This is a genomic window from Patulibacter sp. (genome assembly GCF_030655195.1).
GTDB lineage: Bacteria > Actinomycetota > Thermoleophilia > Solirubrobacterales > Solirubrobacteraceae > Patulibacter.
Genome location: NZ_JAURWA010000028.1, coordinates 41,985 through 58,999 on the forward strand (window position 1 = coordinate 41,985; position 17,015 = coordinate 58,999).

Here is a 17,015-nt window from a genome sequence, read left to right on the forward strand (position 1 = left end):
TCCCACCCACCGACCCTTCGGACCTCCCCGAATGAGAGCAGCCACCACCGTGCCTCCCACCCAGCACGACAGCCCCGAGAGCGCCGGCGCCCCCGCGCACCGCCCCTCCGGCCCGCCCGTCGTCGAGCTCCGCCAGATCCGCAAGTCCTTCGGCGACCTCGAGGTCCTCAAGGGCATCGACCTGCAGGTCCACAAGGGCGAGCACGTCGTCGTCTTCGGGCCCTCCGGCTCGGGCAAGTCGACCGTCCTGCGGAGCATCAACCTGCTCGAGCCGCCGACCTCCGGGTCGCTGAAGGTCGCCGGCGTCGAGTACGGCCCGGGCCTCCCCGGCGAGGGCGACGTCAAGAAGGGCAAGCCGCTGGACCTGCGCCGCTCCGTCGGCATGGTCTTCCAGTCGTTCAACCTCTTCCCGCACCTCACGGCGCTGGAGAACGTCTGCCTGCCGCTGCGCTCCGTGCGCGGCGTCAAGCGCGACGAGGCCGAGCAGCGCTCCGCCGACGCCCTGCGTCGCGTGGGACTGCTGCCCCGCGCCGCCCACTTCCCCGGCCAGCTCTCCGGTGGTCAGCAGCAGCGCGTGGCGATCGCCCGCGCGCTGACGCTCGACCCCGAGGTCCTGCTCTTCGACGAGCCGACCTCGGCGCTGGACCCCGAGCTCGTCGGCGAGGTCCTCTCGACGATGCGCGAGGTCGCGGAGCTCGGCATGACGATGGTGATCGTCACCCACGAGCTCGGCTTCGCCCGCGAGATCGGCGACCTCAACGTGTTCATGGAGGACGGCGTGGTGGTCGAGACCGGCCCCCGCGGCTTCTTCGACGAGTGCCACAACCCCCGCACCCAGAAGTTCATCTCGGCGGTCCTCTGATGTCCACCCTCCTCTCCCTCCCCACCGCCGCGTCCCAGTACGACTGGGGCATCGTCTGGGACAACCGGTCGATGCTGCTCAACGGGCTGCTGACCGCCCTCGAGGTGTCGTTCGTCGCCCTGATCATCTCGATGGTCCTGGGCATGGGCCTGGCGCTCGTCCGCATGGGCCGCGCGCCCTTCTCGTGGATCGCCGCGATCTACATCAACGTCTTCCGCGGCGTCCCGGCGCTGGTCAGCGTCATCTGGGTCTACTTCGGCCTGGCGCTCGTCCTCGACATCTCCTTCTCGGTCTTCCAGGCCGGCGTCATCGCGCTCTCGCTGCTCTACAGCGCGTTCCTGGCGGAGATCTTCCGCTCGGCGCTGAACGCCATCCCGAAGGGCCAGAAGGAGGCCGGCCTCGCGCTGGGCATGAAGCCGGTGCGCATCTTCTTCTCGATCACCCTGCCGCAGGCGACGAAGATCGCCCTCCCGAACGTCGGCAACATGTTCATCGGCATGGTCAAGGACACGTCGACCTTCACGGTCATCGGTCTGCTCGAGGTCGTCCGCGTCACCCAGAACCTGGTGGCCGAGACGTTCCAGCCCTTCGTCCTCTACACCGCCGCGGCCGCGCTCTACGTCTTCGTGGCGTTCGTCCTCGACTTCCTCTTCCGGCTCGCCGAGCGCACGCTCGACACCCCGCCGAACGGCGCGCTCTCCCGCGGTCTCCGCGGCCGCAAGCAGCGCCGGATCCAAGCCCTCATCGACGCCCAGCCGCCCGTGCGGCCGAGCACCGCGACGTGAGCTCCGGCTCACCCGCGTCCCACCCCACCCAAGGACCCACCATGACCCAGAACTCACGGCTTCGTCGGCGCGTCCGCCGGGCCACGATGACCGCTGCCACGATCGGCGCGGCCCTGACCCTCGCCGCCTGCGGCTCCTCCTCCGAGGACGACTCGGGCTCCGCCAACGCGGCGGGCTCCGGCGCGACCGCGGACCTCGGCCTGAACACGCCGGGCACGCTGACCGTCGGCATGAACCTCCAGTTCGAGCCGGAGATGTACCTCAAGGACGGCAAGCCCGCCGGCTACGACGTCGACCTCCTCAACGCGCTGGCCAAGGACCTCGGCCTGAAGCTGAAGATCGAGAACCTCGACTTCAACGGCCTGATCCCGGGCCTGCAGGCGAAGAAGTTCGACCTCGTCTCCGTCGGCCTGTCGCCGACCCCGGAGCGCAAGAACGCCATCGACTTCAGCCGCGGGTACGTCCCGTACGCCCTGGTCGTCGCGACGGCCAAGGGCGACACGACCCCGGGCACGATCGACGCGTTCAACACGTCGGACACGACGTTCACGGCGCTGCAGGGCTCCACCGGCGAGACGCTGGCGAAGAAGACGTTCCCGAAGGCCAAGGTCACCGGCTTCTCCGAGCAGAACGCCGCCCTGCTGCAGGTCGCGACGAAGCGCGCGAAGGCCAGCGTGCTGGAGGACTACATCCTCGCGCGGTACGAGAAGGCCAACCCGGACCAGGTCCAGAAGGCCGCCTTCCCGAAGCCGCTCGACGTCCAGTACGGCTCCTACGGCGTGCAGAAGGGCAACTCCGCGCTGGTCAAGCGCCTGGACACGTTCCTCTGCAAGGCGCAGAACGACGGCACGCTCGCCACGATCTACAAGAAGAACTTCCAGGTCACGGAGTTCCCCGACATGCCGTCCGGCTGCTGATCCCGAGGTGACGATGCGCGACGAAGAGCACCACGACGTCCTCGTCGTCGGCGGGGGCCCGGCCGGTCTGGCCGCGGCCCGCGCCGCGGCGGAGGCGGGGCTCGAGGTCGCGCTCGTCGACGAGCGCGTGACCCTGGGCGGGCAGATCTGGAAGCAGCCCGGCCCGGGGTTCGTCGTCCGCGACCCGGAGGCCATGGGTCAGGACTACCGCGACGGCCGCGAGGCCATCGACGCGCTCCGGGCCACCGGCGCGACCGTGCACCTGCGCACGAGCGTCGTGGCCATCGAGCAGGACCGCGTCGTCCTCGTGGAGGACGGCGCCCCCGCCCGCGCGGTGCGGGCCTCCAAGCTCATCCTCTGCCCCGGCGCGCACGACCGCCCCGTCGTCTTCCCCGGCTGGACCCTGCCGGGCGTCATGACCGCCGGCGGCATGCAGACGATCATCAAGACGCAGCGGGTGCTGCCGGGCGAGCGCATCCTCTTCGCCGGCGCCGGCCCCGTCGCCCTCGCGTTCCCGGCCCAGCTGGCCGGCTACGGCGCGAACATCGTCGAGGTCCTCGACGCCGGCCCCTTCCCGCGGGCCGCCGACGTCCTCGCGATCGCCCGCGCCCGCCGCGGCAACCGCACCCTCCTGACCGACGCCTACCGCTACCGCACCGGCCTGCTGAAGCACCGCATCCCGCTGCGCTACGGCCGGATCGTCGTGCGCGCCGAGGGGACCGACCGCGTCGAGCGGGTCGTCCACGCCGCCGTCGACCGCGAGTGGAACGTCGTGCGGGGCACGGAGCAGACCGTCGAGGTCGACACGCTCTGCGTCGGCTACGGCTTCATCCCGTCGATGGAGCTCCTGCGCCTGGCCGGCTGCGAGCTCGGCTACGACGAGCACCTCGGCGGACCGGTCGTCCGCGTCGACGACGGGATGCGCACCACGGTCGACGACGTCTTCGCCGCCGGTGACGGGACGGGCGTCGAGGGCGCCGCCGTCGCGGTGGAGGAGGGCCGCATCGCCGGCCTGACCGCCGCGCTGGACCTCGGTGCGCTCCCCGCCGACCACGCCGCTGCGGCGGTCCGCGGACCGCTGCGGCGGGTCGGCCAGCGCCGCGATCTCGGCCGCGCCCTGAACCGCATGCACCACGTCGGGCCCGGCGTCTACGACCTGCCGGACGCGGACACCGTCGTCTGTCGCTGCGAGGAGGTCCGCCGCTCGCAACTGGACGCCATCGTGGAGACGACGGCCGACATCAACGTCGTGAAGGGCATGACCCGCGCGGGCATGGGCTTCTGTCAGGGCCGCAACTGCCAGCGGCAGGTCGCGGCGATGATCTCCCGCCGCCACGGCGTGCCGATGACCGCCGCGTCGTTCGCCACGCCGCGCATGCCGGCCCGGCCGACGTCGATCGCGAGCATCGCCGACGAGACCGTGACCGGGAAGACCCTCTTCACCCGCACCGACGCCGATGCGGACGTGCCGGCCGGGGAGCTGTCGGATGTCTGAGCACGGGGCCGGGGCGCCGGACGGGACGGGGACGCACGAGGAGCCGCGGACGGCCGGGCACGGCGTCGCCGGGGCCGCGGCCGACGCCGGGGTGCCGGTCGCCGCGGGGGAGGACCACGGCCTCGCCGAGGGGCAGGTCCTGCCGACGTGGCTCTCGCGCGACCGCACGAGCGAGCCGCTGCCGGCCGAGACCGACGTCGTGGTCGTCGGCGGCGGCATCGCCGGCACCGCGCTGGCGTACTACCTCGCCAAGGCGGGGACCGAGGTCCTGCTGCTCGACCGCGCGGACCTCAACCGCGAGGCGTCGGGCACGAACGCCGGCTCGTTCCACATCCAGCTGGCGATCCACCAGCTGCCGGCCACCGGCTCGGCCGCGGCGGACACGGACCGGCTGCTGACGGAGGCCGCGCTGAACCTCGAGGCCTACGAGATGTGGCGCACGCTGGACCAGGAGCTCGACGCCGACCTCGGGGTCCACATCACCGGCGGCTGGATGGTCGCCGAGACCGCGGAGCAGCTGCAGGTCCTCCACGACAAGCGCGAGCTCGAGCAGCAGGCCGGCATCGTCACGGAGGTCGTCCACGGCGACGAGCTGCGCCGCCGCGCGCCGTACCTCGCGCCCGACCTCGCCGGCGCGTCCTGGTGCCCGCAGGAGGGCCACGCGAACCCGCTGATCTCCGCGCCGCTCTACGCCCTGCGCGCCTCGGAGCACGGCGCCCGCATCCGGACGCACGCCGCCGTCCTGGGCCTGGAGCACGAGCCCGGCGCCACGCTGCCGTTCACGGTCCGCACGTCCGACGGCGTCGTCCGGGCGAGGCGGATCGTCAACTGCGCCGGCGCGTGGGCCGGCGAGCTCGGCCGCCTGGCCGGCCTGAAGCTGCCCGTCCGCCGCGAGGGCCTGCACGTCAACGTCACCGAGCCGCGCGCCCGCGTCCTCGAGCCGATGGTCCAGCACATCGGCCGTCGCCTGACGCTGAAGCAGTCCTCCGCCGACACCTTCATCATCGGTGGCGGCTGGCCCACGCCGGCGGCACCGCCGCCCCGGCGCTACCCGACCGCCTGGGAGAGCGCCGCGGGCAACACCGCCGTCGCCCTGCGCGTCATGCCGCTCCTGGCCGACGTCCGCGTCGTCCGCACGTGGTCGGGGGTCATCGTCTTCACCGACGACCTCTCGCCCGTCGTCGGCGAGTCGTCGCTGGTGCCCGGCTACCACGCCTGCATCGCCTCGACGGGTTTCACGCTCTCCCCCCTCCTGGCGCGGCAGCTCGCGGAGCGGATGACCGCCCCCGGCGACCACGATCCCTTCCCCGGCGACTACGACGTGGACCGCGCGATGCACCGCGCCCCGTCGGTCGCCCCGTCCACCACCACCCCGTAAGGAGCCTGCAATGGACCGCGACAGCGTCGACTTCCAGGGCTACTTCCCCGCCTTCATCACCCCCTTCGCCGCCGACGGCTCCGTCGATACGCAGGCGATCCGCGACCTCGTCGACCACTACGTCGACCAGGGCATGCACGGGATCATGGTCAACGGCACCTGCGGCGAGTGGTTCGCGCAGACCGACGACGAGCGGCGCCTCGTCGCCGAGACCGCGCTGTCGCAGGCCGCCGGCCGCCTGACCGTGTTCGTCGGCTGCACCGCCTACACCGCGGTCGCCGCGGCCGAGCTCGCCAACCACGCCTTCGGCCACGGCGCCTCGGCCGTCGCGGTGACCCCGCCGCCGTACGCCAAGCCCTTCCCGGACGAGATCGTCCAGTTCTACGAGGACCTCTCGGCGCTGGTCGACGGTCCGATCGTCGTCTACAACTGGCCGCACGGCACGAGCGTCGACATCGGCACCGAGCTGGCCTCTCGCCTGGCGGACGTCGAGAACGTCGTCGCGCTGAAGGACTCGACCCCGGACGCCGAGCAGTTCTACGCGACGGTGCGCGCCGTGATCGGCCGCATCCGCGTCTTCGGCCCGTTCATGACCGAGCGCGGGTTCGACGTCCTCCGCGAGACCGGCGGCGACGGCACCATCGGCGGCGGCTCGCTGTTCGGCCGGCCCGACCCGGAGTTCTGGGAGGCGCACTGGCGCGGCGAGACCGAGGGTCCGCTCGAGCACGCCAGGCGCTCGGACCGCCTGTTCCCGAAGCTCTGGCTGCCGGGCGGCTGGGCCGGCCACTGGGGCGCGTACCAGTCCCAGCTGAAGGTCCTGATGGGCATGCTCGGCCAGCCGACCGGCGAGGTCCGCCGCCCGCGTCTGCCCGTGACCGACCCCGAGGCCCTCGACGCCATGCGCGCCGTGCTCGTCGACGAGGGTCTGCTGCAGACCGCCGACGCCGCGGCGTAGGACCGGATCGTGGGCTTCTCGGTCAGGCAGAACCGGCGGGGTGGGGCGGCCGCGTCGCCGTCCCGCGGTGCGTCCGGCGCCGGCCGCTCCGGCACCGGATCGGACCGTCGCGCGCGCTCGGGCGGGGTCGCGGGCTTCGCGGCCCGCCCGGCCCTGGGTGCCGCGCTGGACCGCGGGCCCGAGGTCTCGATCACGATCGACGGCCGGTCGGTCCGCGCCCACCTGGGTGAGAGCGTCGCCGCGGTCCTGATCGCCGAGGGCCCCGCGGCCCTGCGCCGCACCCGCGGCGGCGACCCCCGTGGCGTCTTCTGCGGCATGGGCGTCTGCTTCGACTGCCTGGCCGTGGTCGACGGCGTGCCCAACACGCGCACCTGCATGGCCTGGGTGACCGACGGCATGACCGTCGAGCACCAGGCCGGCTTCGGGCCGGCCGCGGTCTGAGGCCCGCGCGGTGCGGTGCACCCGCGCCGGCGGGCCTGGTCGCGGGTCCTTCGCCGTGGGCGTCGTGATCGAGACCACGTCGGTCGGGCGCGCCCCATCCGCGGGACCTGGTCGCGATTCCATCGCCGTGGGCGGCGGAAGCACGACCACGTCGGCCCGGGGCACCCCAGCCGCGGGGCCTGGTCGCGGGCCCGACGCTCGGAGCGTCGTGATCGCGACCGGCCCCCGCGGGGCGGAGCCGCTAGGCCGCGGCGGTCGACAGCGCGTCGAGAGCGACGAGCGGGTCGACGGCCTCGCGGCCCTGGTCCAGCGCGACCGGGGCGTAGGTGACCTTGCCGCCGGCGACGTTCAGGCCGGCAAGCAGGTGGCGGTCGGCGCGCAGCGCCTCGACGGCGCCGAGGTCGGCCAGCCGGACGACGTGGGGCATCGTCGCGTTGGTCAGCGCGCGAGTCGACGTGACGGGGACCGCTCCGGGCATGTTGGCGACGCAGTAGTGCGTCACGCCGTCGACCTCGTAGGTCGGCTCGGTGTGGGTCGTCGGGCGGGAAGTCTCGAAGCAGCCGCCCTGGTCGATGGAGACGTCGACGAGCACCGCGCCGGGCTTCATCAGACCGAGCTGCTGGCGGGTGATGACGTGCGGGGCCTTCGCGCCGTGCACGAGGACCGCGCCGACGACGAGGTCGGCCTGGGGGAGGAGCTCCTCGATCGCGAGCGTGGAGGAGTGGACGCTCGAGGCGCCGTCGCCGAGCAGCAGGTCGAGCTCGCGCAGGCGGTCGATGTTGCGGTCCAGCACCAGCACGTCGGCGCCCATGCCCTTGGCGACCAGCGCCGCGTTGACGCCGACGACGCCGCCGCCGATGACGACGACCAGTCCCGAACGGACGCCCGGGACGCCGCCCAGGAGGATGCCGCGGCCGCCGGCGGCCTTCTGCAGCGCGAAGGCGCCGGCCTGCGTGGCGATCTTGCCCGCGACCTCGCTCATCGGCGCCAGCAGTGGCAGGCCGCCGCGGTCGTCGGTGACCGTCTCGTAGGCGATGCAGGTGGCGCCGGAGTCCATCAGGCCCTGCGTCAGCTCGGGCGCGGGGGCCAGGTGCAGGTACGTGAAGAGCGTGTGGCGGGGCTCCAGGAGCGCGACCTCGGAGGCCTGTGGCTCCTTGACCTTGACGATCATGTCCGCGCCCGCGAAGACGGCCGCGGCGTCGTCGACGATCGTCGCGCCCTGCTCGACGTAGGCGGGGTCGGGGATCGCGGAGCCGACGCCCGCGCCCCGCTGCACGACGACCTCGTGGCCGTGCTCGACGAGCTCGCGGACGCCCGCGGGCGTGAGCGCCACGCGGTGCTCCTCGGTCTTGATCTCGGTGGGGACGCCGATCCTCATGGGTGCTCCTGGGGTGATGCGGGTTGCGATTGCCCCCATCCTCGGGGACCCTCCACAGAACGCCAGCGAATGGGACGAACTCCGTGAAACCCGCAGCCCCGGACGACGTGGACCTCCGAATCCTCGGTCTCCTCGTCGAGAACGGCAGGGCGTCGTACGCCAGCCTCGGCGCCGCCGTCGGCCTCAGCGCCAACGGTGCGGCCGACCGCGTCCGGCGCCTCGAGCGCGCCGGCGTCATCCGTGGCTACCGCGCCCAGGTCGACCTGGAGAGCCTGGGCCGCGGCTTCGACGCGATCCTCGACGTCCGCCTGCTCCCCGCCGCCGAGCCCGAGGAGTTCGAGCGCCGCGCCGCCCGTCTGCCGGGCGTCCGCGAGGTCGTCTTCGTCACCGGCCGCTTCGACTACGTCCTGCGCCTGGCCTGCCGCGACGCGGAGGACCTCGACCGCACGGTCCGCGCGATCCGCACCGGTGCGGGCGTGGCGCAGACCGAGACGCGCGTCGTGATGCGCGCGCTCCGGACCGACCGCCTGGACCCGCCGCCGGGGCGGCAGGCGGTGGGCTGACCACGAGCGCCGGCGCTCGTGGCGGCGCTCGTGGGCACTGCCCCGGCCCTCGGCGAGATCGTCGGAACATGCTCGGGACGCCGAGGTCGTCTACCGCTCCGGGCAGGTTGGCGGTACGCGCACGTCTGCCGTGCCTCCGGTGCCGAAGTCGACCGGGGAACGGCAGGCTCGACGGGTGGTGCAGGTCCCCGACGAGCCCCGACGAGGGACTCGCGGCGTTGCGGACCCAGTCGCGACCGCCCCGTGGTGCGGGTCTGCGACCCTCGGTCCATGCCCACCGACGCAGAGATCCAGAACCAGATCGAGACGCTCGAGCAGGAGCAGCACCGCCTGCGCGAGCGCGAGGGGGAGCCGGAGCCCGATCCGACGCTCGCGCAGGACGCCGCGCGGATCGAGGAGATCCGCGTCGACCTCGAGGTCCTCTGGGACTACCTGCGCCAGCGTCGGGCGCTCGCCGAGGCCGGCGAGGACCCCGAGGGCGCCGCGCCACGCTCGCCGGAGACCATCGAGCGCTACTGGCAGTAGCCCGTCGCGGTCAGGGCCTGGGCCGCGCGCGGACGCCGCAACCCAGGACGCGTAGCCGTCGCGGGCCGGGCTCGGCCCGCGCGCGGAAGCCGCGACCCAGGACGCGTGGCCGTCGCGGCCCGGGCCCGGGCCCGCAACCGCGACGAGCGGGCGCGCCGGAACCGAGGGGCGCGTCGGCCCGGACGCGCGACGGGCGCCTCTCGGCGCCCGTCGTGGTCCTGCTCGGGTCCGTCGCCGCTCGGGCGCCGGACCGTGGTGACGCGACGTCGCGTCACCGGGGGCGTCGGCTCAGCCGCAACCCGTGTTGTTGCCGCAGCTGGAGCACGTGTAGCACGCGCCGGTGCGCTGCATCATGCCGCCGCAGTCGCCGCAGACCGGGCCCAGCTCGATGTCCGGACCCTTGGCCTGGACGCGCGCGGGGACGACCGGCGGGGTGTCCGTCGCGGCGTTCAGCGGCGCCTGCTTGCCGGCGGGCGGCGTCGCCGTGCCGGCCGAGCCGGTCACCGGCGTGCCGGTGGCCGTCGGCACGATGCTCGCCGGGCGGGCGGTGTCGCCGCCGCCGGAGATGACGTCCTGCGCGTTCTGGCGGTGGCGCACGGCGTCGGTCCGGATGCCGAGCTCCTCCTGGATGTCGGCGTCCAGGAAGCGGCTGGCGAGCCAGCGCATGAAGTAGTCCGGCATGGACTTGGCGAACGGGATCTCGGGGTTGGTCGTGATCCCCTCCGGCTCGAAGCGCATGTACGCGAACTTGCGCACGAGCGTCTCGAGCGGCACGCCGTACTGCAGCGCGATCGACACCGAGGTGGCGAAGGAGTTCATCATGCCGCGGACGGCGGAGCCCTCCTTGCCGATGTCGGTGAGGAAGATCTCGCCGACGGACCCGTCCTCGTACTTGCCGGCGGTGATGTAGCCCTCGTGGCCGCCGATCGAGAACTTGTGCGTGATCGACTGGCGCTCGCGCGGCATGCGACGGCGCTGCGGGCCGAGCTCGGCGCGCAGGCGGGTCTCGGCCTCGGCGACGGCGACGCCGACGGCCTTGGCGACGATCTCGTCGACCTGCTCCTGGGCGACGACGTCGTCGTCCTGCGCGTCCGTGCGCAGGGCCTGCGCGGTCTTGGAGCCGTCGCGGTAGATGGCCAGCGCCTTGACGCCCAGGCGCCAGGCCTCGGTGTAGGCCTCGGCGATGTCCTCGACCGTGGCGGTCTTGGGCATGTTGACCGTCTTCGAGATCGCGCCCGAGAGGAACGGCTGCGTGGCGCCCATCATCTTGATGTGGCCCATGTGCGTGATCGCGCGGGCGCCGACGGCCACGTCGAACACCGAGAGGTGCTCGTCCTTGAGGCCCGGGGCGCCGACGATCGTGCCGTGCTCGTTGGTGAAGGCGATGATCTGGTCGACCTGCTCGGGCGAGTAGCCGAGCTCCTTCAGCGCCAGCGGCACCGTGCGGTTGACGATGACCATGTTGCCGCCGCCGACGAGCTCCTTGTACTTGACGAGCGAGAAGTCCGGCTCGATGCCGGTCGTGTCGCAGTCCATGAGGAAGGAGATCGTGCCGGTCGGCGCCAGGACGGTGGCCTGCGCGTTGCGGTAGCCGTGCTGCTCGCCGAGCTCGACGGCCTCCTCCCAGGAGCGCTGGGCGGCCTTGAGCAGCGGCACGTCGCCGGCGTCGACGTCGTCGATCTCGTAGGACGCGTCGCGGTGCATCCGCATGACCGCGTTGTGCGGCTCGCGGTTCTCGGCGTAGGCCTCGAACGGGCCGATGGCCGCGGAGATCTCCGCGGAGCGGCGGTACGCGCGGCCGGTCATCAGGGCGGTGATCGCGGCGGCGGTGGCGCGGCCGTGGTCGGAGTCGTACGGCATGCCCTTGGACATCAGGAGGGCGCCGAGGTTGGCGTAGCCCAGGCCGAGCTGGCGGAAGCGGCGGGCGTTCTCGCCGATCTTCTCGGTCGGGTAGCTCGACGGCCCGACGATGATCTCCTGCGCGAGCAGGAGGACGTCGACGGTGTGCTCGAACGTCGGGACGTCGAACGTGCCGTCCGTCCGGCGGAACTTCATGAGGTTGATCGACGCGAGGTTGCAGGCCGAGTCGTCGACGTGCATGTACTCCGAGCACGGGTTCGACGCGTTGATGCGGCCGGAGTTCGGCGACGTGTGCCAGCGGTTGATCGTCGTGTCGTACTGCATGCCCGGATCGGCGCAGCGCCAGGCGGCCTGCGCGATCTCGTTCATGAGCGTGCGCGCGCGGAAGCTCGGCGTCTCGACGTCGGCGGCCTCCTTGTTGCGGGGCGTCGTCTGCCACTCCTGGTCGTCGACGACGGCCTGCATGAAGTCGTCGGAGACGCGGACCGAGTTGTTCGCGTTCTGGTACTGGATCGAGGTGAAACCGTCACCGTCGATGGACATGTCGAAGCCGGCCTTCGCCAGGGCCTCGGCCTTGTCCTCCTCCTTCGCCTTGCACTGCACGAACTCGAGGATGTCCGGGTGGTCGACGTCGAGGACGACCATCTTGGCCGCGCGACGGGTCTTGCCGCCGGACTTGATCGTGCCGGCCCAGGAGTCCGCGCCGCGCATGAACGAGACGGGGCCCGAGGCGGTGCCGCCCTTGGACAGCGGCTCCATCGAGCCGCGGATGTTCGACAGGTTGATGCCGGAGCCGGAGCCACCGCGGAAGATGCGGCCCTCCTTGGTGTTCCACTCCAGGATCGAGTCCATCGAGTCGTCGACGGAGAGGATGAAGCACGCCGAGCACTGCGGCGACTCCTCGAACCCGACGTTGAACCAGACCGGCGAGTTGAACGCGGCGAGCTGGTTGAGCAGGATGTACGTCAGCTCGGCCTCGAACGCGTCGCCGTCCTCCGGCGTCGCGAAGTAGGCGAGGGAGCGGCCCCAGTCGGCGATCGTGCCGGCCACGCGGCCGACGATCTGCCGCACGGAGCTCTCGCGTGCCGGCGTGTCGATCTGTCCGCGGAAGTACTTCTGCGTGACGATGTTGGTGGCGTTCTGCGACCACGTGGTCGGGAACTCCACGCCGCGCTGGACGAACGCGGGCTTCTCCGGGTTGCCGATGACGGCGTCGCGGAGCTCCCATTCGACCTGGTCGAACGGGTGGACGCCCGGCGTCGTGAACCGGCGACTGACCGAGAGCGCCTGCTCGGCTCGCTGGTCGCTGATGATGGGCGAGTTCGCCGGTTCCATGCCTGCCTACGTTCCTCTGGGATTGCCGTGCCGTGCTGCTTCCCGGAGGTCGATGGGGCGGCCTGCTTCGAGGCTGCCGGACCGTCCGGGCGAAGGTGGTTCCCGGGCTCCCGTGACGAGTCACAGGGGCGACGGACGGACACCATGACGCACACGGCCGACGGAACCGCGGCCCCGGAGGCCCTCCGGAGCCCGACCCGCATCGGATCGCCTGCAAACACCGGCGAAAAGAAATTTCGGCCGCGATCCGTCCAGCGTCGGACTCGTACCGACGGCCATGTCCGGACCGTCCACCGTCCACGCCGTGAGCCGCCGGAGGACCGGACGGACCGCCCGCGTCGGACCGGTGCCGGAACGTCCGAGAACGGCCTCCGTGCTCACGGAATTCCCCCGCCGATACGCCCGGATCGCCAGTGTGGCACTGGCGATCCGGTGAGGGTGGGGCCGCGTGCCGATGCCGTCCGGGGAGCGGTCCGACGTCCGGACCGCGGTGCGCTCAGCGGCCGGTGCCGAACCGCATCCAGTCGCGGAACTCGGCCCAGCGCAGGCCGATCCGCCAGCCGGCCTCACCCATCGAGTGGCCCAAGGGCGTCAGCCACGCGACGCGTCCGGTGGCGTTGACGAACGCCCAGCCCAGGGCAGCCGCCGCGACGATCGCGGCGGCCAGGACCGCCCAGGTCCACCCCGCGGGGCCGTCGTCGGTCGGGGTCTCGGCGCGGGCGGCGATGATGCCGTCCTGCGCGGCCGGGGCCGGCTGCACCGCCGCGGCGGGGGCCGGGGTCGTGGGGGCCGGTGCGACCGGGGCGGTCGTCGTCGCCGGTGCGGTCGAGGTGGTGGTCGTCACGGGCGCGGCCGAGGTCGTCGTCGGGGCCGCCTGCGTCGGACCGGCCGCGCCCGTGGTCGTCCCGCCGCCGCCCGAGGGCTTCGCGTCGTCCTTGCAGGAGCCGCCGGCCGCGATCGCCTTGTCGAGCGCGTCGGGGAAGCCCGGGAGGTACTGCTCCGAGTCGCTGCCGAGGCGGTCCTTCGCGTCGCGCAGCTCCTTCACGGTGTACTTGCAGGCCGCGATCTCCTGCGTCTTGCGGAAGTCCGTGTAGATGTCGTCGAAGGTGTCCGCCGTCGCGACGCCGACCGCCGGGACGAGCAGGACGAGCGCCGTCAGGAACGCGACGAGCGCCGTACGCAGCGCGGACGGCGCGCCGGTCGGGCGCGGGTGACGGATGACACGGACGACCACGGGTCGATGGTAGCGTCGGGCCCCTCAATGCACGCCGCCCTCCGAACGCTCCGAGCAGGACGGGCGGCGCGGGACCTCCGACCCTCGCCGGGCGGGCTCCTCCTCGCCGCCCTCCTCGCGGTGGGCACGGGCGTCGCGTTCGCGGGCGGTGGCTACGGGCAGACCGCCTCCGCCGTCGCGGTCTGCCTCACCGCGCTGCTCTCCGTCGCCGTCGGCGCGATGGTGGCCGGCGGCCTGGGGCGGATGCTCCCGCGTCGCGACGCCGCGCTCGGCATCGTCCTGCTGCTCGCCTTCGCCCTCTGGGCGCTGATCGCCACCGCGTGGAGCGTCCGTCCGGACCGCTCCGTGGCGTGGGGCGCGCTCGTGGCCGCCTACGCGCTGGCCGTGTTCGTCGCCGGGGCCGCCGCGCGGATCACGCCCTCGGCGCGCCTGATCGCGGTGCTCGCCCTGATCGGCGGCAGCGTCCTGCTCTGCGGTGCGGCGCTGGTCACGCGCCTGTCGCCCGACACCGCCGTGACGATCGGCGGCCTCGACAACGCGATCCGCCTGCGCGGGCCCCTGGACTACTGGAACGCGCTGGGTCTCGTCGCGGCGATCGGCGCGCTCGCCGCCGGGCGCCAGGCCGTCGACGGCGCCCGCCCGGTGGCCTGGCGGGTCCTCAGCGGAGCGGTCGTGCCGCCGATGATCGGGACCCTGCTGCTCTCGCAGTCGCGCGGAGCGATCGCGGCGCTCGTCGTCGGGATCGTCGTCGTCGCGTGGTCCTCCGGCGCGGCGCGCCTCCGGCTCCCGGCGATGATCGCGGCGGCGGCCGTCGCGGCGATCCCGCTGTCGATCACCGGGACCGGTCGGGTGGAGGGCTCCGCCGTCGTCCCGCAGGACGGTCGCGCGGCGGTCCTGGGCGGCCTGGTCGCCGCGGTGCTGCTCGGCGGCCTGATCGCCCTGGCGTTGCGAGAGGTCGAGCGCCGCGTCGCCTGGGACCCGCGGCGCACCGTCGGGGTGCTGCGGGCGGGAGCGGCCGTCGGGCTCGTGGCGCTGATCGTCGGGGCCGGCGTCTTCGTCGTCTCGCAGGGCAGCCCGGGCGCCGCCGCCACGTCCCTGCGCGACAGCGTCGCGTCGGTCGACGAGGTCGCCCCGGTCTCCGGCGCGGACCGGCTGCTGTCGGTCTCCTCGTCCAACCGCACCGGGTGGTGGGCCGAGGCCGTCGGCGCCTGGGCCGACCGTCCCCTGCAGGGGTGGGGCCCCAGCGGCTTCGGCACGATCCGCAAGAGCTACCGGCAGGACACCACCGAGGTCACCCAGCCCCACAGCCTGCCGCTGCAGGTGCTGGCGGAGACGGGCGTGATCGGCTTCGCCCTGCTCGGCACGGCGCTGTGGCTCCTCGTGCGCGTGGGCGTGCGACGCCTGCGCCGGATGCGCGAGGAGGGCGTCGACCCGCGGCAGCTCGCGCTCCAGGCCACGCTCCTGGGGGCCGTCGCCGCCTGGCTGGTGCAGTGCGGCATCGACTGGCACTTCGACCTGCCCGGCGTGTCGATCCCGATCCTGGCGGCGCTCGGGGTCGCGGCGGCCGCCCCGGCCCCGCGCCGCTCCCCGGTCGAGGCCGACGGCACCGTGGCGCCCGCGACGATCGAGGAGCTCGACCGGCAGCTGGACCGGGAGGAGCGCCCGGCGGCCGGCGGCGCGCTGGTCCTGACGCTGACCCTCGCCGTCGCGCTCGTCCTCGCCGTCGCGACCGTGGCGCCCGTGATCGGCGACCGGCTGGCGTCCGACGCCCAGGACCGGCTGGCCGGCGGATCCGACGCGCGGGGGCTGAAGGCCGCCACGAGCGACGTCGCGCTGGCGGCCGCGCTGGACCCGTTCGGGCTCAAGCCGCTCGAGGTCGGGCGCTCCATCGCCGAGCGTCGCGGCAACCTGCTCGAGGCCCGGCGGCTCGCCCTGCGCGAGACCGTCCGCCAGCCCGACAACCCGGACTCGTGGAGCGCCCTGGCCTCCGTCGGCGGGGCGCTGGCCGACCGCTCCGGCATGCGGATCGCCGCGAAGCGCGCCGTCGCGCTGGACCCCTACGGCGTGCTGGCGATCAACCAGCTCGCCGCGGCCCTGGGCCGCCGCGCTCCCCCCGAGGCCTCGCCCACCGCCACCGCCACGCCGCTGCGGCTGCCGGAGGGCACGGTCGCCGGGACCGTGGGGACGACGGGTGGGGCCGGCGCGACCACGACGACGCCGCAGGGGACCGCCACACCGGGCGCGACGACGGCGCCCTGAGCGCGCGGCGGCGCCGCGACGCACCGGTCCGTCACCGCGAACCGCCGTCGGACGGTCGGTCCCGGCGACCATCACCGCCAGGCGGCGCCGCGGTCCCCCTCAGGCGTCGCGCTCGACCGGGCCGCGGACGCGGTTCAGGGCGTCCTCGTGCTCGGCCTTCAGCTCGTCGATGACGCGGCGCTGCGCGTCGGCGGCCTCCGCGGTGCGGCGGTCGTGCTCGCGGATCCGGAGGTCCAGCTCGCGGGCGTGCGCGGCCGTCAGGCGTTCGATCGTGCGCTCGGACTGGGCGCGCGCCTCGGCGAGCTCGCGGGCGAGGCGGTGACGCTCGGCGACGGCCGCCTCGAGCTTCTGGTTCAGCTCGTGGCCGCGCGGATGCGAGACGGGGGCGTCGGCCAGCTGACGCTCGAGGTCGGCGATCCACGCCGCGGCGTTGTCCAGGCGCCGCCCGGCGTCCTCGGCCTCGTGCGCGGCGATCTCGGTGCGCTCGGCGGCCTGCGCGGCGCGCTCCTCGGCGCGGCGGGCCCGCGCCTCGGCGGACTGGGCCCGCTGCTCGGCCTCGGCGACGGAGGCCTCGGCACGCCGGGTGACGTCGAGGATCCGGCCGTCGGCGGTCTGCGCACGCCGGACGGCCTCGGCGGCGCGCTCCTCGGCGGCCTGCGCGACGGCCTCGGCGGCCTGTTGCGCCCGGTGGGCGATCTCGGCCTCGTGGCGGGTGTCGTTGACGGTGCCCTGCAGCTCGGCCAGCCGCGCGTCCATCTCGGTGCGGTGCTCGCGGATCCGCTCGTCGGCGCGGGCGGTCTCGACGACGACGCGGTTCTCGGCCTCGGCCTCGCGCTCGGTCGCGCGCGCCTCGGACGCCGCGGCGGACTCCAGGGACCGCTGGGCGGCGCGCTCGGCGGACTCCGTGCGCTCCTGGGCCCCGAGGACCCGCTCCTCGGCGTCCTCCCGGGCCTGCTCGGCCTCGGCGGCCACGCGCTCGGCGGACGCGGCGCGCCCGTCGGCCTCGGCGGCGCGGCGATCCGCCTCGG

The 17,015-nt window shown here is 73.9% G+C and carries 13 protein-coding genes and 1 pseudogene; 10 read left to right on the forward strand and 4 right to left on the reverse strand.

Annotated features, from left to right (window positions below; all coding sequences use genetic code 11):
• Nucleotides 1–31: 31 nt before the first annotated feature.
• From Q7T67_RS03070 to Q7T67_RS03100, 7 genes are read left to right on the forward strand one after another with little or no spacing between them, the layout of a single operon-like run.
• The gene (locus tag Q7T67_RS03070; RefSeq protein ID WP_370695349.1) at nucleotides 32–862 is read left to right on the forward strand and encodes an amino acid ABC transporter ATP-binding protein; all 831 of its coding nucleotides are present in this window, start codon (nucleotides 32–34) and stop codon (nucleotides 860–862) included.
• Complete coding sequence (locus Q7T67_RS03075) at nucleotides 862–1,647, forward strand: amino acid ABC transporter permease (RefSeq protein WP_304785878.1); 786 nt, start codon at nucleotides 862–864, stop codon at nucleotides 1,645–1,647. The genes Q7T67_RS03070 and Q7T67_RS03075 overlap by 1 nt, the downstream gene beginning before the upstream one ends.
• A gap of 41 nt (nucleotides 1,648–1,688) precedes the next feature.
• Nucleotides 1,689–2,564 (forward strand): ABC transporter substrate-binding protein, encoded by an 876-nt coding sequence (locus Q7T67_RS03080; protein ID WP_304785879.1) that lies wholly within the window; start codon nucleotides 1,689–1,691, stop codon nucleotides 2,562–2,564.
• Nucleotides 2,565–2,577: 13 nt separating this feature from the next.
• The gene (locus Q7T67_RS03085) at nucleotides 2,578–4,059 is read left to right on the forward strand and encodes an NAD(P)/FAD-dependent oxidoreductase (RefSeq protein WP_304785880.1); all 1,482 of its coding nucleotides are present in this window, start codon (nucleotides 2,578–2,580) and stop codon (nucleotides 4,057–4,059) included.
• Nucleotides 4,052–5,437, forward strand: a complete 1,386-nt coding sequence (locus Q7T67_RS03090) for an FAD-binding oxidoreductase (protein WP_304785881.1) — start codon at nucleotides 4,052–4,054, stop codon at nucleotides 5,435–5,437. Before Q7T67_RS03085 ends, Q7T67_RS03090 begins: the two co-directional genes overlap by 8 nt.
• A 10-nt stretch (nucleotides 5,438–5,447) precedes the next feature.
• A complete protein-coding gene (locus Q7T67_RS03095) occupies nucleotides 5,448–6,392 on the forward strand; it encodes a dihydrodipicolinate synthase family protein (RefSeq protein ID WP_304785883.1) in 945 nt (314 codons plus the stop codon).
• 9 nt (nucleotides 6,393–6,401) lie between these two features.
• The gene (locus Q7T67_RS03100) at nucleotides 6,402–6,833 is read left to right on the forward strand and encodes a (2Fe-2S)-binding protein (RefSeq protein WP_304785885.1); all 432 of its coding nucleotides are present in this window, start codon (nucleotides 6,402–6,404) and stop codon (nucleotides 6,831–6,833) included.
• A gap of 241 nt (nucleotides 6,834–7,074) precedes the next feature.
• Here Q7T67_RS03100 and ald read toward each other — a convergent pair whose 3' ends face one another.
• On the reverse strand, nucleotides 7,075–8,211 hold the full coding sequence (gene ald, locus Q7T67_RS03105) for an alanine dehydrogenase (protein ID WP_304785887.1): 1,137 nt from the start codon (nucleotides 8,209–8,211) through the stop codon (nucleotides 7,075–7,077).
• Nucleotides 8,212–8,318: 107 nt separating this feature from the next.
• Between ald and Q7T67_RS03110 the strand changes: the two genes are divergently transcribed.
• Nucleotides 8,319–8,774: an Lrp/AsnC family transcriptional regulator gene (locus Q7T67_RS03110; RefSeq protein ID WP_304785888.1), complete on the forward strand. Its 456-nt coding sequence runs from the start codon at nucleotides 8,319–8,321 to the stop codon at nucleotides 8,772–8,774.
• Between the two features lie 270 nt (nucleotides 8,775–9,044).
• The gene (locus tag Q7T67_RS03115) at nucleotides 9,045–9,299 is read left to right on the forward strand and encodes a DUF2630 family protein (protein WP_304785889.1); all 255 of its coding nucleotides are present in this window, start codon (nucleotides 9,045–9,047) and stop codon (nucleotides 9,297–9,299) included.
• A gap of 288 nt (nucleotides 9,300–9,587) precedes the next feature.
• On the opposite strand, the gene Q7T67_RS03120 is transcribed toward Q7T67_RS03115, so the two are convergent.
• Together Q7T67_RS03120 and Q7T67_RS03125 are read right to left on the reverse strand one after the other, a co-directional pair.
• Complete coding sequence (locus Q7T67_RS03120; protein WP_304785891.1) at nucleotides 9,588–12,494, reverse strand: vitamin B12-dependent ribonucleotide reductase; 2,907 nt, start codon at nucleotides 12,492–12,494, stop codon at nucleotides 9,588–9,590.
• A gap of 496 nt (nucleotides 12,495–12,990) precedes the next feature.
• Nucleotides 12,991–13,728 (reverse strand): hypothetical protein, encoded by a 738-nt coding sequence (locus Q7T67_RS03125; protein ID WP_304785893.1) that lies wholly within the window; start codon nucleotides 13,726–13,728, stop codon nucleotides 12,991–12,993.
• 27 nt (nucleotides 13,729–13,755) lie between these two features.
• Here Q7T67_RS03125 and Q7T67_RS03130 point away from each other — a divergent pair, with 27 nt between their 5' ends.
• Nucleotides 13,756–15,987 (forward strand): O-antigen ligase, encoded by a 2,232-nt coding sequence (locus Q7T67_RS03130; RefSeq protein WP_304785895.1) that lies wholly within the window; start codon nucleotides 13,756–13,758, stop codon nucleotides 15,985–15,987.
• Between the two features lie 99 nt (nucleotides 15,988–16,086).
• Here the strand turns inward: Q7T67_RS03130 and Q7T67_RS03135 are convergent.
• Nucleotides 16,087–17,015, reverse strand: a pseudogene (locus tag Q7T67_RS03135) (hypothetical protein); the annotation flags it as partial.

Bases quoted from the DNA above. Each gene is read 5' to 3' on its own strand.
- Q7T67_RS03095 (WP_304785883.1), top strand. From the start codon at position 5,448: ATGGACCGCGACAGCGTCGACTTCCAGGGCTACTTCCCCGCCTTCATC.
- Q7T67_RS03085 (WP_304785880.1), top strand. From the start codon at position 2,578: ATGCGCGACGAAGAGCACCACGACGTCCTCGTCGTCGGCGGGGGCCCG.
- ald (WP_304785887.1), bottom strand. From the start codon at position 8,211: ATGAGGATCGGCGTCCCCACCGAGATCAAGACCGAGGAGCACCGCGTG.
- Q7T67_RS03090 (WP_304785881.1), top strand. From the start codon at position 4,052: ATGTCTGAGCACGGGGCCGGGGCGCCGGACGGGACGGGGACGCACGAG.
- Q7T67_RS03130 (WP_304785895.1), top strand. From the start codon at position 13,756: ATGCACGCCGCCCTCCGAACGCTCCGAGCAGGACGGGCGGCGCGGGAC.
- Q7T67_RS03115 (WP_304785889.1), top strand. From the start codon at position 9,045: ATGCCCACCGACGCAGAGATCCAGAACCAGATCGAGACGCTCGAGCAG.
- Q7T67_RS03120 (WP_304785891.1), bottom strand. From the start codon at position 12,494: ATGGAACCGGCGAACTCGCCCATCATCAGCGACCAGCGAGCCGAGCAG.
- Q7T67_RS03075 (WP_304785878.1), top strand. From the start codon at position 862: ATGTCCACCCTCCTCTCCCTCCCCACCGCCGCGTCCCAGTACGACTGG.
- Q7T67_RS03080 (WP_304785879.1), top strand. From the start codon at position 1,689: ATGACCCAGAACTCACGGCTTCGTCGGCGCGTCCGCCGGGCCACGATG.
- Q7T67_RS03070 (WP_370695349.1), top strand. From the start codon at position 32: ATGAGAGCAGCCACCACCGTGCCTCCCACCCAGCACGACAGCCCCGAG.